The following is a 16,088-nucleotide window of genomic DNA, read 5'->3' on the forward strand; positions in this document are numbered from 1 at the left end:
AGAAGCATCTGAAAACGTCCGTTTTTCCTTATTGAAAAGTATTACAATACCTTGATTATAGACCCTTTTATTGAAATGTCAATCAACTTTTTCACACATTTTTCCCGGAAAGATGTCTTTTTTTTCGCCGATAATAATTAAAAAAATCACACAGCAGCACTTCATGTCTGCCAGCACGTTTTTTTGACTTGCCGTCAGTGCGAAGCGGTCGAATGGCTTGATAAAAACGTTTTCTCACCAAAAGTTTTTTATTTTTTAATCTTCCTTTCATCTTTAGTGTCTGATATAATGGTACACATTACAAAAAAGACAATCACATTATTCTTAAAGGAGAGGTCAGTCTATGACAACTATTTACAATTTTTCAGCCGGGCCCGCTATGCTCCCGCATGAGGTCCTGCTCACTGCTCAAAATGAATTGCTCAATTACCAGAACAGCGGCATGTCCGTAATGGAACTCAGTCATCGCTCCTCCCTTTTTGACGACATCATTACGGATGCAGAAAAACTGCTGCGGGAACTGATGGCGATTCCGGACAATTACCGGGTCCTGTTTCTGCAAGGAGGAGCCAGCCTGCAATTCACCATGGTTCCGCTTAACTTGGCAGCGGGACGCACTGCCTACTATATCAACAGCGGGTCATGGGCCAAAAAAGCCATCGCAGAAGCGCACAAAATCAGCAGTGTTACACCTGTGGTAGCCGCCAGCAGTGAAGAACAGCGGTTCACAACTATCCCTTCCTGCCCGGCAGATACACTGGCGCAAGATGCCGCTTACCTGCACATCACAACCAACAATACAATAGAAGGAACCGCGTTTCAGACTTTACCGGAAACAGGCGGCATACCATTAGTAGCGGATATGTCATCCAACATTCTGTCCAATGATTATGATGTCCGCGATTTCGGTCTGATTTACGCCGGCGCGCAAAAAAATATCGGACCTGCCGGACTGACAGTCGTCATCGTCCGCGAAGATTTGCTGCAAAAAAATGACACACTGCCGGCAATGCTGAACTACACCGTTCAGGCAGAAAACCGGTCGCTCTACAACACACCGCCTACATACAGCATTTATATCGCCAAACTGGTCTTTGAATGGCTGAAAGAAAAAGGCGGCGTCCAGGCAATCACAGAAGCAAACCGCCGCAAAGCGGGTCTGCTGTATGATTATATCGACCAGTCCGACTTCTTCACGTCGCCGGTGAACAAAGCCGACCGGTCGCTGACCAACATCCCGTTTATCGCGCCGACGGCTGAACTGGATCAGCTATTTGTCAAGGAAGCGGCGCAGCATGGCCTTGTGAATCTGAAAGGCCACCGCTCTGTCGGCGGGATGCGCGCCAGCTTATACAATGCGATGCCGCTAGCAGGAGTGGAAGCACTGGTCGCTTTCATGACTGACTTTGAACACACACATGGAGGAAATCAAGCATGACTTATGACATAAAAATTTTCAATGAAATCGCAGCAGAAGGCCTTCAACGCTTTGATCAGGCCCACTACACATTCAATGCCGGCAAGACGCCAGACGCTATCTTGCTGAGGAGCCAAAAACTGCATGACTACACGTTCCCTGAAAGTGTCCTCGCAGTTGCCAGAGCCGGGGCCGGTACGAACAACATTCCGGTGGAGCGCTGCACAGAGCAGGGCATTGTCGTCTTCAACACACCGGGGGCTAATGCCAATGCAGTCAAAGAGCTGGTCCTTGCCAATTTGCTGCTGTCCGTCCGCCCGATTCTTGCCGGCGCCAACTGGGTAAACAGCCTGACCGGCGACAACATTGAAGAACAAGTTGAAGCAAACAAAAAAACATTTGCCGGCAATGAGCTGGAAGGCAAAAAGCTGGGTGTCATCGGACTCGGCGCCATCGGTTCAATGATTGCCAACGACGCATACCGTTTAGGCATGGATGTTTCCGGCTACGACCCGTTCGTTTCTGTCGATACCGCATGGAATATTTCCCGCCGGGTGAAACGCGTGCTGGATTTGGATGAGTTGCTGGCGGATTCGGATTTCATTACTATCCATGTACCGCTGACAGAAAAAAACCACCATCTAATCGGTGCCGACGAACTGGCGAAAATGAAAAACAGTGCCGTACTGCTGAACTTTGCCCGGGGCGAACTGGTCGACAGCCAAGCCGTCATCCGCGCCATTGACAACGGACAACTGAAAAGCTACATCACCGATTTTGCAGAACCGGACCTGCTGCGTCATGACAAGATCATCGTGCTGCCGCACTTGGGGGCTTCCACCTCCGAAGCGGAAACGAACTGTGCCAAGATGGCAGCCAGCACATTAAAAACATATCTGGAAACAGGCAACATCAAATGCTCTGTCAATTTCCCTGCGGTCGAAATGGTTTTCCGAGTGCCTTACCGGATTGCGATTATTAACCGCAACGTGCCGAATCTCATCGGGGCAGTGACTTCCACTGTAGCTGAAAAAGGATACAATATCGACAACCTCAGCAACCGCAGCCGCGGCGACTTTGCCTATACTTTGCTGGATATCAATGACCTTACCGCGGAGCAGGCCCAGTCACTGGTCGACGACATTCGCCAGCTTGACAATGTCGTCCGGGTCCGCGCCATCAAACACCCGACTTTGGAGGAGGCATAATATGGTAACCGTCAATCCGTTTCACGCTATCCGGCCCCGTCCTGAACTGGCGAAAGACATCGCCACATTGCCATATGACGTGCTGAACTCCCAGGAAGCTTATGACTTGGCAAAGGACAACCCGTACTCCTATTTGCATATTGATAAGGCGGAAATCGATTTGCCAAAAACTTTGTCACCCTACGACCCGAAAGTTTATCAGCAGGCGGCTCTGGCCCTCAAGACTTTTTTGGAAAAAGGATGGTTGGTAAAAGAAGACGCACCTCTGTTCTATCTATATGAATTGACCATGGCGGGACGCTCGCAAACGGGACTGGTCGCTTGCACGTCAATTCATGATTATCTTTCAGGGCATATAAAAAAACATGAACTGACACGCCACGAAAAAGAACTGGACCGCATCAATCATGTGGACGCTTGTGATGCCAATACCAGTCCGATATTTCTCACGTACCGCAATCAGCCGGACATCAGCAGCCTGATTGACCGGTGGCAAACGGACCATGCGCCAATTTACGATTTCGACAGTTTCCACGGTGTCATCCACCGTGTCTGGCTCATCGACGATCAGGACACAATCCGCGCCATCAGCAGTTACTTTCACGATGACGTGCCGGCGCTGTACATTGCCGACGGTCATCACCGTACCGAGTCGGCTGTCAAGGTCGGGCAGAAACGGCTGGCGCAGGCTGCTGAACCTGCAGAGAGCCGCGCCAATTATTTCCTGTCGGTGCTGTTCCCGGCAGATGAACTGGCCATTTATGATTACAACCGGGTCCTCAATGTCCCGATTCCTGAAAACTTGCTGGAACAGCTGTCAGTATCATTTGATATCGCAGAAATATCAGCGGCGCACAACAAGCCAGAAAAAAAACACGCATTCACCATGTACCTTGAAAAAAAATGGTATCAATTGAATTTAAAACAGGATAAAATACCTGTAGGGCTCGTTGACAGTTTGGATGCTGCCATCCTGCAAGAACAGGTTTTCTCAACGATTTTCCACATCCACGACAGCCGGTCGGACAACCGCATCGACTTTGTGGGCGGAATCCGGGGAATTCAGGAATTGGAAAAGCTGGTTGACAGCAGCGACTTCAACATTGCCTTCGCCTTGTATCCAACCAGTATGACAGACTTGCTGGCTGTTGCGGATGCAGGGGAAATCATGCCGCCGAAATCCACATGGTTTGAACCAAAACTGTTAAGCGGACTCTTTTTATATGATTTAGAAACAAACTCTCGCTAAAGGAATGAACGACAGGGATGAACAACACACGTACTGGAATCAAAGAGGCTAGCCGGATTGTCGTTAAAGTCGGCACCAGCTCGCTAGTCTATCAAAATGGGGAAATCAATTTAAAATTTATCGACCAGCTCTCATTTACCCTCGCCGATTTGACCAATCGGGGATACGAAATCATTCTCGTTTCATCAGGGGCCATCGGCGTTGGTCTGCAAAAGCTCGGGATGAGCAAGCGCCCTGCCACGATTCCGGAACAGCAGGCAATCGCGGCCATCGGCCAGTTGGAATTGATGAAGCTGTACAGCCAGCGATTTCAATATTACAATCAGCAGTCTGCACAAGTGCTGCTGACCCGGGATATCGTCGAATTTCCGGAAAGCCGGAAAAACGTCATCAACACCTTCAATCAGCTCCTGCTGATGAAAACCGTCGCCGTTGTGAATGAAAATGACAGCGTGGCGGTGGAAGAGCTCGACCACCTGACCAAGTTCGGCGACAACGATAAACTGTCGGCGATTGTGGCCAACCTCATGGAAGCAGACTTGCTGATTATGTTGTCAGACATTGAAGGCTTCTTTTCAGATAATCCTTATACCAATCCGAATGCCAAGTTGCATCCCCATGTGCGGGAGATTACCGATAAGCATTATCGGATGGCCGACAGCAGCAACAGCCGCTTCGGTACCGGCGGCATGCTGAGCAAACTCGTTGCCGCCAATCTGGTCATGCAAAACAACAGCCGCATGCTCTTGGCAAGCGGCAAAGACCCGACCGTTATTTTTGACTTGCTGGAAGGCAAAGAAATCGGCACTTATTTTGCAAAGGACGCTTAAAGGAAAGGAGCTCTTCTATGATAGATTTAAACCAGATTGGGAAAAATGCCCGTGAAAGCGCAGTGTTTATGAATAACGTTGCGACCGCCGACAAAAACCGCGCACTAAACGCGATGGCAGAAGCAATCGAAACAGACTCAAAACGCATACTTGCCGCCAACCAAACCGACATGGCACAAGCGGCACAACAAAACTACCCGAAAGCCATGCTCGACCGCCTTCTTCTGACACCTCAGCGGCTGGCTGATATGACCGCCAGCATCCGCATGATCGCCGAACTGGCTGACCCGGTAGGCGAAGTGGAAAAAATGTGGCGCAACCACGACCAGCTGCTGATTGGCAAACAGCGCGTCCCGCTCGGCGTCATCGGTATGATTTATGAAGCACGCCCAAATGTCACGACTGATGCAGCCGCACTCTGTTTCAAAGCAGGCAATGCTGTTATCTTGCGGGGCGGCAAAGAAGCGTTAGCTGCCAATCAGACATTGGTGCAGATCATGCAGGCAGCCTTGGTACGGGAGGGATTTCCTAAATATGCCGTGCAACTGATTGAAGACACTTCGCGGGAGACAGCCCGCGCGTTTATGCAGCTCAATGACTACCTCGATGTGCTGATTCCCCGCGGCGGCGCAGGCCTCATTCAGACCGTTGTGCAGACTGCGACGGTACCCGTTATCGAAACTGGCACCGGCAACTGCCACATCTACATTGATGAAGGGGCGGCACTTGACATGTCAGCCGACATTGTCGTCAATGCCAAGTGTCAGCGCCCGTCTGCCTGCAATGCGGCTGAAACTCTCCTGATTCATGAAGCTGTCGCCGAGCGCTTCTTGCCGGTCATTGAACAAAAACTCTCTGAGCAAGCGGTCGAACTGCGTGCCGACCAGCGCGCAATGGCCTATCTTGCCAAAGCTGTCCCGGCGACCGACACGGATTTCGCCACCGAATTTCTGGACCTCATACTGGCTGTCAAAGTGGTCAGCTCCATCGATGATGCCTTGGTTCATATCAGTACTTATGGAACCGGGCACTCTGAAGTCATCATCAGCAATGACTATCACCGAACACAACGCTTTCTCCGGGAAGTTGATGCCGCAGCTGTTTATGTCAACGCCTCTTCCCGTTTCACCGACGGCGGTGTTTTCGGTTTTGGCGGGGAAATCGGCATCAGCTCACAAAAACTTCATGCCCGCGGACCAATGGGCCTGCACGAGTTGACGACGACTAAATATATTATTTACGGTGAAGGACAAATACGGCAATAACAGCGGAAAGGAGAAAAACAGATGAAGCATGACGGACACACGCATACAGAGTACTGCCCGCACGGCACTGTCGCAGATGTCGAAGAGCTGGTCCAGCGGGCAATCGCGTTAGGATTCAAACGGTACAGCATCACTGAACATGCACCGCTGCCGCCCGACGGTCTGGCGGATAGCGGCGGCGAACCGGAAATTTGGACGAGCAGCACCATGCCGCTCAATGATGTGCGCCATTATTTCATACACATGGAACGCCTGAAAAAGAAATACGCTGCCGACATAGAACTGCTGGTCGGTTTCGAGGTCGATTACCTCGCCGGACACCGGCACTGGACGACCGACTTCCTGAATGAATACGGACCACAAATGGATGACGGCATCCTGTCTGTGCATTTTCTTGACGGTGTAGACGGACTGCGGTGTATCGACTATCAGCCGCAAGACTACGCTGAGGGCATCATCGCCCGCTACGGTTCGTTCCAGTCGGCACAGCTGGCCTATTACCGCATGATCCAAGACTCTCTAATGGCAGATTTAGGACCGTACAAACCGACCCGGTTGGGACACATCTCGCTATGTCAGAAATTTCAGCTGGCTTTTCCTGACGAGGACACTTCCCTGTCAGCAGACAGCTTGGCACTCATTGATACGCTCTTGACGCAAATAAAAGCAAAAAGATATACGTTGGATGTCAACGCCGCCGGTCTGTTCAAACCCGACTGCCGCGACATCTATCCGCCCGAGCCGCTCATCAGACAAGCCCGGCAGGCGGGAATCCCGCTGATTTACGGTTCCGACGCCCATGATTTAGCTGATGTCGGCAGAGGGTACGACATTGTTTCCGCTTTACTTCCATAATCTTAAAAAATGAGAGAACCGTCTTCTGATGATTCTCTCATTTTCCATTTTTCTTGTTTCTAAACTGTGTTACAATGAATTTTATCAACCAATGATTTGTGAGGTTTTCAGCTATGATAACATCCATTAAACACTATTTGAAACATGAGGGCAGGTACTTGGCTGCCGCTTTTTTCATACCTGTAGCCATCATGTTTTTCATGTACTTGAGCTTAAATATTTATTGGGGCAGCGAGCGCAGCGTCCTCGCCAGCGATGCCTTCTCCCAATTTGCCAATTTCCACGCCAGTTTCAGAAACGTGCTGCACGGCGAGCAAAGTTTGTTTTATAATTGGAACGCATCACTCGGCCTGAATTATTTGGCGCTGGTCTCCTATTATCTCGGAGGCATTTTTACACCGCTCGTCTTCTTTTTTGACAACAGCGCCATGCCCGATGCCCTTTATCTGCTGACTCTGCTGAAAATCGGCTGTGCCAGTGTCGCGTTCTGGGTCTATGCCAAAAACACGTTTAAATTGCCGCGGTGGACATTTGTGTCATTGAGCGTCGCCTATTCGCTGATGTCGTTCATCACCGCCCACTCCGAACTGATTATGTGGCTGGACATTTTTCTCTATTTGCCGCTGATTATTTTAGGGATTAACCGGCTGATGGACGACCGCAAGCCGGTCACCTTGTTCGTCTCCTATCTGCTCTTATTTGTGTCCAATTTTTACTTTGGCTTCATGATCGGCGTTTTTTCTGTTCTGTATTTTCTGGCTCGTTTGACGACACAGTTCAGCCGGTACAAACGGACGATTTTGCCCTACTTTACCACATCTTTACTGGCAGGCTGCGCCTCCATGATTATGATTTTGCCGGCTGTCATGGACTTGCGCGCCAACGGAGAAACACTGACGGAAATCACACAGTTAAAAACTGAGGCAACAGCGTTCTGGGACATCTTGATCAAGAATATGATCGGCGTCTTTGATACCACCAAATACGGCTCGATTCCGTTTATCTATGTCGGCTTGCTGCCGCTGACGTTCTGTCTGTTTTTCTTTGTCACGAAAAAAATCCCTGTCAAGCAGAAATTGGCATTCGGCTCACTCTTTGTCATCCTGATCGCAAGCTTTTACCTTGAGCCGCTCAATTTGTTCTGGCACGGCATGCATGCACCAAATATGTTTCTGTTCCGCTACAGCTTTTTATTTTCCTTTCTGGTCATCATGCTGGCAGGCTACGGCTGGGAAAAACTGGAACCGGCCGACGGCGGATATTTGGCAGGCGTCTTTGCTGTCCTGACAGTGCTGATGACCTTGGCCAAATTTATTCCTGATAAAAAAAGCTACACATTTGTCACGATTGATTTATATGTGGCTACCATCGTCTTTTTACTCGTTTATTTGCTGGTCATCATGTTTTACCAGCTTCAAAAGCTGCCCCGAAAACGGCTGGCAGTTCTGCTATTGATACTGATGAGCGGTGAAGCAATGCTCAACACCAACAAAATGCTCAACGGCATCCTTGATGATTGGAACTACGCTTCCCGCAGCTTGTTTTCTGCACCTTACAAAGATTACAAGCAGTTAGTCACACAAGCCGACAAAGCAAACGGCACGGATTTTTTCCGCTTGGAATCACTGGCGCCGATTTCATCCAATGACGCATTCAATTACGGGTTCAGCGGTATCAGCATGTTTTCTTCCATCCGCAACCGGCATTCTTCCAGCGTGATGAATGATCTGGGCTTCCGTTCGCGGGGAACCAACCTGAATATCCGCTATCAGAACAACACGCTGCTGATGGATGCCTTCACCGGTATCCGGCACAATATTTCTGACCAGGAGATTTTAAAATACGGGTTTGAACAAATCGGCAGTCAAGGCAAGTACAAATTATTCCAAAACAGCAATGCTCTGCCGCTGGGGATGCTGACAGACAGCAGCATCGCCGGGCTGAACTTTCCTGAAAACGACAACCTTGGCGCACAAACTGCCCTGTTTAACCAGCTGGCAGGTTCTAACGAAACGTATTTTACATTTGCATCCCCGACCGTCATTAAAACCAGCAACACGACTATGACGCACGTGGCAGAAAATGAAATCAAACTGGTCGAAAAGAAACCGAACCTTGCCAAAGAAGTGACGTGGGAAGTCACCGTTCCGGCGGGAAAACAGGCTTATCTCAGCTTGTTCCCGACAAACTTCGGCCAGCTGGAAAGCTCCACAGCAGAAGTCATGGTCAACGGCACGGCGTACAAAACACAAATCGGTATCACCGGTCAATACTACAATTTGGGCTACACTGAAACGGAGACGACAGTCGTATTCACTGTTTCATTCTACGGCACGAAAGAAATCAATCTTGTCGACCCGCCCGTTCTGCTGCTGGACGTCAATGCATTTCAGCGCAGCGTGGATGCCATTCAAGCAAACGGACTGGCTTTCTCCGTTGACGGACGCACCGCGACAGCCGCGGTCGATATCGACCAGCCGCAGACTTTGCTGACGACCATTCCGTATGATAAAGGATGGCGCGCTTATCTCGACGGCAAACAAATCACCACCACCGCGTTTAAAGACGGGCTGTTGATGCTTGACCTTCCAAAAGGGACACATGAATTGAAACTGGTCTTCCTGCCGTCAGGATTGATTGCCGGCATTGTATGTTTCGTTGCCGGCACCGGCGGATTTGTCCTGTTTGCACTCTACTGCCGGAAAAAACGCCAACTGGATTAAAACACTGCCATCAGTCACTACTTAATTGCAGCACGACTGATGGCAGTTTTCAATAATTTAATAAACCTCTTTCTTTTTCAAGAAAGATTATCTATACTTTAAACTAATCATACCAAAGCGAGGGTAAATCATGGAAATTAAGCAAGAGATTTTCGGTCACTTTCAAAAACAGCCGGTCACGCTGTTCACACTAAGCAACGACCACGGCGTTGAAGCCAGACTGATGGATTACGGTGCAACGCTGGTCAAATTCATCGCCCCTGATAAACACAACCGCCGCAAAAACATCGTCTTGGGCTTTGAGACATTTGACGAATACATCCAGCCGGCCAACGACGCCTATTTCGGTGCAACCATCGGCCGCAACGCAGGACGTATCGCCCGCGGGCAGTTTGAGCTGGACGGTATCGTCTACCAGACGACTAAGAACAATAACGGCAACACGCTCCACGGCGGGGAAAATGCCTTCAACAGCACGCTCTGGCAAGCCGAAACAGCCGAAACCGAAGATGCCGTCAGTGTGATTTTTTCGGCCGTTTTCCCTGACGGTGAGAACGGGTTCCCCGGTACGCTGAGCGTATCCGTGACCTACACACTGACCAACGGCAACAGCCTGCACATTGACTACCATGCGACGACTGACAAGGCAACCATTTTTCTGCCGACTAATCATACCTACTTCAACTTGCATGGAGACATGCAGACTTCTGTAGCGGATCATGTCCTGCAGCTAGCTTGCGACTCGATTGCAGCCATTGATGACCTGTGTCTGCCGACCGGTGAACTGCTGCCTGTCGACGGCACACCATTTGATTTCAGAAAAGCCGATACACTGGCAAAAGCATTCGCCCTTGACCATCCGCAAACGGAGCTGGTCGGCGGCTTTGACCATCCGTTCGTCTTTTCGCAGACCGACAATCAGGCCACACTAAGTGAAGCAGAAAGTGGTTATACATTGACAATGAGCACGACTGAACCCGCTGTGGTCATCTATACGTGCAACGGCATGGCAGATAAATTCATGCTGAACGGTGCACCTGCAGTCGATCACGCCGGAGTGACACTGGAAACACAAATCATACCGGATGCCATCAATCACGACAATTTCGGCAACTGCATCTTGCGCCCCGAAGAAGTCTATGAATCACGCACAACCTTTACCATCACAGCCGATTAATAACATACCGGTTGTCAGACAATAACAAGGAGATGGTTGTATGGCACAATCACGGAAGTCAGCCGTTGCCCAGTCCGGTATCAGCTTCGGCTGCGCACTGGCGATGGTCATATCTTACACAACATGGCAAAGCATTCCGTGGGCAATATTTCACGGACTGCTCAGCTGGGTTTATGTCATCTATTTTGCAATAGTTCACTGATGACACGCGCCCGCAACTATCTTTTGTTTTTATAAAAAAAAATCGTGTCCGCCACCCCATGCAAGGGATAGCGGACACGATTTTTTGGGTCAATCAGACGTGTCAATTACAGACCTGGTTCATTTCCGAGTTCTGCTTCAAGCATCCAAATGGTTTTTTCAACATCTGCTTTGAAGCCGATAAAGATGTCTTGTGTGACATGGTCGTTTTCTTCATCCGTCACAGCAATTGCTTCCGCGCACAAATCTTTCAAATAGCGGTAGCCTTTCAGCAAAACAGCGATTCTTTCCTCCATCGTCTTGCTGTACGTGCCTATTTCATCCGCAATTTTTGTATTGTCCGCAAATTCTTTCAATGTAGAGTATGGACTGCCGCCAATAATAATCAGTCGTTCAGCAATGACATCCAGATGGTCATTGATTTCATCCATGTAGTCGTCCATACGCGGATGCATCGTCAAGAAGCCTTTACCGCGCATATACCAGTGCGCCTGATGAATAACTACCGCAAACTGACTCAAATCTGCTACAGCCTGATTTAACACCGCTTTAGTTTTCTCATTACTCATTAAATCAACTCTCCTTCATTCATTTGATATATCCAGTGTATCACTTTTAAATTTAAAGATAAAGCAACATTCATCAGATGCGACAAATGAAATAACAGCAGCGATAAAAAACAAACTGATTGCATATGTTATTAGTGACATGTCGTAATAATGGAGGATTTTTTATGATATTGTGCTTCATCTTTTACAGCGGCTGCATCATCGGCTCATTTCTTGCAGTGGCAGCTTCACGCCTGCCGCAAGGACAATCACTGCTGCTTCCTCGTTCCCACTGTACACATTGCGGTCACACACTCGCCTTCTACGAATTGATGCCCCTCTTTTCCCAGCTGCTTCTAGGCAACCGCTGCCGCTATTGCCGCCAGCCAATCGGGATTTCTCTGGCCGTTATGGAAAGTTTATCCGGCATCATACTGCTGCTGTACAGCCGCGTATTCGGAACGCTGCCGTTCGGTTTGCCCCTGCTTTTTCTGCTTTATATGGGGCTGACGCTTGCTTATACTGATTATTTGTATCTTATCGTAGAACCCAAACTGATGTACGGCTTCACCTTCCTGATTGTCGTCAGTAATGAATTGTCCGGTCGGCTGCTGACGTATCACCCGCTTGCCGCACTGCTGGTTGTTGTGCTCTTAGTGTTTATACAGCAGCTGATACCCGATGGACTTGGCGGCGGCGATGTAAGACTCTTGACTATCTGGGCTTTCTTTTTAGGAATCTTCGAGACTGCCATACTGATTTTTTTCGCCAGCCTGATTGCCCTTCTTTTTTGTGTGATTACCCGCCGGCATAAAAATTCTGATTTACGGTACTTGCCCTTCGTCCCTTTTCTTTGTATCGGTTTGATTCTGACAATAGTCCGCTATTATTTATCCTGACAAAAAAGAGAAACCTATTCGTGCAGGTTTCTCTTTTCAGATTGTTTATTCAAAAGCTTCCAAGTCTTCAGCTGCTGCCATTTGTGCTTCAATATCACTGATACTGTACACATTTTCGCTGGCAACGCCGACTTCTTTCGGCTCCATGTTGCGGTATTTTGCCATTCCGGTACCAGCAGGAATGATTTTACCGATAATGACGTTCTCTTTCAAACCAAGCAAGTGGTCTTTCTTGCCGCGAATTGCTGCGTCAGTCAACACGCGTGTTGTCTCCTGGAAGGAAGCTGCCGACAAGAAACTGTTTGTTTCCAGAGAAGCTTTCGTGATTCCCAGCAGTACTGGACGTCCAGTAGCCGGTGAACCGCCTGAGACAAGCGTTTTGTAGTTGCGCTCTGTAAATTCGCCGATATCCAGCAATGTTCCCGGAAGAATATCTGAATCGCCCGGATCCATGACACGCACTTTTCTCAGCATCTGGCGAACCATTACTTCGATGTGCTTGTCGCCGATTTCCACACCTTGCATGCGGTAAACTTTTTGCACTTCGCGCAGCAGGTAATTCTCAACAGCCATGACATCCTTGACCTGAAGCAGCTGCTTCGGATCAATCGAACCTTCCGTCAGCGGTGCGCCGCGGTCGATGATATCTCCCTCAGCTACTTTCAGACGAGCCGTGTAAGGCACTGCATATGTCCGTGTGTCGGTTTGGCCTTTTACGATAATCTCACGGGTCCGGTCAGCCGGATCTTCGCTGATTTCGATGACCTCGCCGGCCACTTCGGAAATGACCGCCTGACCTTTCGGATTACGGGCTTCAAAAATTTCCTGTACACGCGGCAAACCTTGCGTGATATCATCGCCGGCTACCCCGCCGGTATGGAATGTCCGCATAGTCAGCTGTGTCCCCGGTTCACCGATAGACTGAGCAGCGATAGTTCCCACTGCTTCACCGACTTCAACTTCGGAACCAGTTGCCAAGTTGCGGCCGTAACAGTATTTGCAGACGCCGTGCTTAGTGTTACATGTAAAGACAGAACGGATAGCTACTTCTTCAATTCCGGCATCAACGATTTCCTTGGCTATGTCTTCAGAAATCAATTCATTGCTGCCGATGATTACCGCACCTGTTTCAGGATGGCGGACTGTTTTGCGTGTGTAGCGTCCGATAAGACGTTCTTCCAGCGACTCGATGACTTCATTGCCTTCTGTGATAGCGGTGATGTTCAAGCCGCGGTCAGTACCGCAGTCATTTTCACGGATGATGACATCTTGCGCCACGTCAACCAGACGACGCGTCAAGTAACCGGAATCGGCTGTCTTCAGCGCAGTATCGGTCATCCCTTTACGGGCACCGTGCGTGGAGATAAACATTTCCAATACCGACAGACCTTCGCGGAAGTTCGAAATAATCGGCAACTCCATAATACGTCCGTTCGGCGCCGCCATCAAACCGCGCATCCCTGCCAGCTGTGTAAAGTTGGAGATATTACCACGGGCTCCGGAGTCACTCATCATGAAGATTGGGTTGCGGTCATCCAGACTTTCCATCAGTTTCACTTGAATTTGGTCTTTCGCTTCGTTCCAGATATCGATGACCCGCTCATACCGCTCGTCATCTGTAATCAGTCCGCGGCGGAACTGTTTCGTCACCGTATCAACTTTAGCGTGCGATGCTTCAATGATTTCTTCTTTTTCATGAAGAACCACGATATCGGCAATCCCGACTGTGATACCGGCCAACGTCGAGTGGCGGTAACCCAAGTCTTTCATGCGGTCAAGCATCTTGGATGTTTCAGTAATCTTGAAGCGTTTAAAGACTTCAGCAATGATATTACCAAGGTTTTTCTTCTTAAACGGCTTCAGCAACGGTTGTTCCTTGATGTAAGCCGGGATGTCCGTACCTGCTTCGACGAAATATCTGTCAGGTGTTTGAACCGTCAAGTTATAATCAGTCGGCTCGTTCAGGTAAGGGAATTCCGGCGGCATGATTTCATTGAAAATCGCCTTGCCGGCTGTCGTAATCAAGATCCGTTCACGCTGCCAGTCGGTAAATGGTTTTTCAGGCATCGACGCTGTCTGCAGTCCGATCCGTGTGTGCAGATGGACATAACCGTTTTTCCATGCCAGATAAACTTCGTCAAGATCACGGAAAATCATACCTTCACCGATTTGGCCTTCTTCTTCCATCGTCAAGTAATAGTTACCCAGAACCATGTCCTGAGATGGTGTAACGACCGGTTTGCCGTCTTTCGGATTCAAAATGTTTTGGGCAGCCAGCATCAGCAGGCGTGCTTCCGATTGTGCCTCTTCGTTCAGCGGTACGTGGACAGCCATCTGGTCGCCGTCAAAGTCGGCATTGTACGCCTCACACACCAATGGGTGCAGGCGAATCGCACGGCCTTCCACCAGCACCGGTTCAAACGCCTGAATCCCCAGACGGTGCAGTGTCGGTGCTCTATTCAGCAGAACCGGATGTTCTTTGATGACATCTTCCAGTACATCCCAAACAGCATCTTCCTGACGTTCGATTTGACGTTTGGCATTTTTAATGTTGCTGGCCAGTTCGCGCTCGACCAATTCATGCATGACAAACGGTTTGAACAGCTCGATTGCCATTTCTTTTGGCAAGCCGCACTGATACATCTGTAAGTTCGGTCCCACGACGATAACTGACCGGCCGGAATAGTCGACACGTTTTCCGAGCAGGTTCTGACGGAAACGTCCCTGCTTCCCTTTCAGCATGTGCGACAGAGATTTCAGCGGACGATTGCCCGGTCCAGTAACCGGACGGCCGCGGCGACCGTTGTCAATCAGGGCATCCACCGCTTCCTGCAGCATCCGTTTTTCATTTTGAACAATGATCCCCGGTGCATTCAAATCCAACAGCCGTTTCAACCGGTTGTTCCGGTTGATGACACGGCGGTACAAGTCGTTTAAGTCACTCGTTGCAAAACGTCCGCCTTCCAGCTGAACCATCGGACGAATTTCCGGCGGGATGACAGGAATCACATCCATGACCATCCAGCTTGGCTGATTGCCGGAAGTTCTGAAAGCTTCCAGGATATCCAGACGGCGGATCGCACGCGTCCGTTTTTGTCCTTGAGCTGTCTTCAATTCTTCTTTCAGTTCGGCGACTTCTTTTTCCACGTCCACATCTTCCAATAGACGCTTGATTGCTTCCGCCCCCATGCTTGCCTGAAACGACTTGCCGAACTGTTCGCGCTTGTCGCGGTATTCCCGTTCAGTCAGCAGTTGTTTTCTTTCCAGCGAGCTGTCGCCCGGGTCAGTGACCACGTAAGAAGCAAAATAAATGATTTCTTCCAGTGCCCGCGGGCTCATGTCCAACACAAGACCCATTCGGCTAGGAATCCCTTTAAAGTACCAAATGTGTGTGACCGGCGCTGCCAGCTCGATATGCCCCATCCGCTCGCGGCGTACTTTGGAGCGCGTCACTTCAACCCCGCAGCGGTCGCAGACGATCCCTTTATAACGGATACGTTTGTATTTCCCGCATGCGCACTCCCAGTCCTTGGTCGGGCCGAAAATACGCTCGCAGAACAGACCGTCACGTTCAGGTTTCAACGTCCGGTAGTTGATCGTTTCAGGTTTTTTTACTTCACCATATGACCAGCTTCTTATTTTTTCGGAAGAAGCCAGGCCGATTTGCATGCTTTCAAATTTATTTACATCGATCAAAAGATGTCCCTCCGTTTCTT

The 16,088-nt window shown here is 49.5% G+C and carries 12 protein-coding genes; 10 read left to right on the forward strand and 2 right to left on the reverse strand.

Annotation, left to right across the window (positions count from 1 at the left end; translation table 11 throughout):
- The first annotated feature begins 343 nt into the window (after window positions 1–343).
- The 9 genes from serC to CBF27_RS14200 all read left to right on the forward strand — a co-directional run bounded on the left by serC (window position 344) and on the right by CBF27_RS14200 (window position 10,926).
- Entirely contained in the window at window positions 344–1,438 is a 1,095-nt protein-coding gene (gene serC / locus CBF27_RS11915) for a 3-phosphoserine/phosphohydroxythreonine transaminase (protein ID WP_126814603.1), read from the forward strand.
- Window positions 1,435–2,625, forward strand: a complete 1,191-nt coding sequence (locus CBF27_RS11920) for a 3-phosphoglycerate dehydrogenase family protein (protein ID WP_126814605.1) — start codon at window positions 1,435–1,437, stop codon at window positions 2,623–2,625. The genes serC and CBF27_RS11920 overlap by 4 nt, the downstream gene beginning before the upstream one ends.
- 1 nt (window position 2,626) lies before the next feature.
- Window positions 2,627–3,874, forward strand: a complete 1,248-nt coding sequence (locus CBF27_RS11925) for a DUF1015 domain-containing protein (protein WP_126814607.1) — start codon at window positions 2,627–2,629, stop codon at window positions 3,872–3,874.
- A gap of 17 nt (window positions 3,875–3,891) precedes the next feature.
- Window positions 3,892–4,704, forward strand: a complete 813-nt coding sequence (proB, locus tag CBF27_RS11930; protein WP_126814609.1) for a glutamate 5-kinase — start codon at window positions 3,892–3,894, stop codon at window positions 4,702–4,704.
- Between the two features lie 17 nt (window positions 4,705–4,721).
- Complete coding sequence (locus tag CBF27_RS11935) at window positions 4,722–5,969, forward strand: glutamate-5-semialdehyde dehydrogenase (protein ID WP_126814611.1); 1,248 nt, start codon at window positions 4,722–4,724, stop codon at window positions 5,967–5,969.
- 21 nt (window positions 5,970–5,990) lie between these two features.
- Window positions 5,991–6,824: a histidinol-phosphatase HisJ gene (gene hisJ / locus CBF27_RS11940; protein ID WP_126814613.1), complete on the forward strand. Its 834-nt coding sequence runs from the start codon at window positions 5,991–5,993 to the stop codon at window positions 6,822–6,824.
- Window positions 6,825–6,937: 113 nt separating this feature from the next.
- Window positions 6,938–9,547, forward strand: a complete 2,610-nt coding sequence (locus tag CBF27_RS11945; protein WP_126814615.1) for a YfhO family protein — start codon at window positions 6,938–6,940, stop codon at window positions 9,545–9,547.
- Window positions 9,548–9,677: 130 nt separating this feature from the next.
- The gene (locus CBF27_RS11950) at window positions 9,678–10,724 is read left to right on the forward strand and encodes an aldose epimerase family protein (protein WP_126814617.1); all 1,047 of its coding nucleotides are present in this window, start codon (window positions 9,678–9,680) and stop codon (window positions 10,722–10,724) included.
- A gap of 40 nt (window positions 10,725–10,764) precedes the next feature.
- The gene (locus CBF27_RS14200) at window positions 10,765–10,926 is read left to right on the forward strand and encodes a hypothetical protein (protein ID WP_170175107.1); all 162 of its coding nucleotides are present in this window, start codon (window positions 10,765–10,767) and stop codon (window positions 10,924–10,926) included.
- A gap of 106 nt (window positions 10,927–11,032) precedes the next feature.
- On the opposite strand, the gene CBF27_RS11955 is transcribed toward CBF27_RS14200, so the two are convergent.
- Window positions 11,033–11,494: a Dps family protein gene (locus tag CBF27_RS11955; protein ID WP_126814619.1), complete on the reverse strand. Its 462-nt coding sequence runs from the start codon at window positions 11,492–11,494 to the stop codon at window positions 11,033–11,035.
- 164 nt (window positions 11,495–11,658) lie between these two features.
- On the opposite strand from CBF27_RS11955, the gene CBF27_RS11960 reads away from it, so the two are divergent.
- Window positions 11,659–12,372, forward strand: coding sequence for a prepilin peptidase (locus CBF27_RS11960; RefSeq protein WP_170175108.1), 714 nt, complete (start codon window positions 11,659–11,661; stop codon window positions 12,370–12,372).
- Window positions 12,373–12,417: 45 nt separating this feature from the next.
- On the opposite strand, the gene rpoC is transcribed toward CBF27_RS11960, so the two are convergent.
- A complete protein-coding gene (rpoC, locus tag CBF27_RS11965) occupies window positions 12,418–16,068 on the reverse strand; it encodes a DNA-directed RNA polymerase subunit beta' (RefSeq protein ID WP_126814623.1) in 3,651 nt (1,216 codons plus the stop codon).
- Window positions 16,069–16,088: the final 20 nt, after the last annotated feature.

It is taken from the genome of Vagococcus acidifermentans (assembly GCF_003987655.1).
In the GTDB taxonomy this organism is placed as follows: Bacteria; Bacillota; Bacilli; order Lactobacillales; family Vagococcaceae; genus Vagococcus_B; species Vagococcus_B acidifermentans.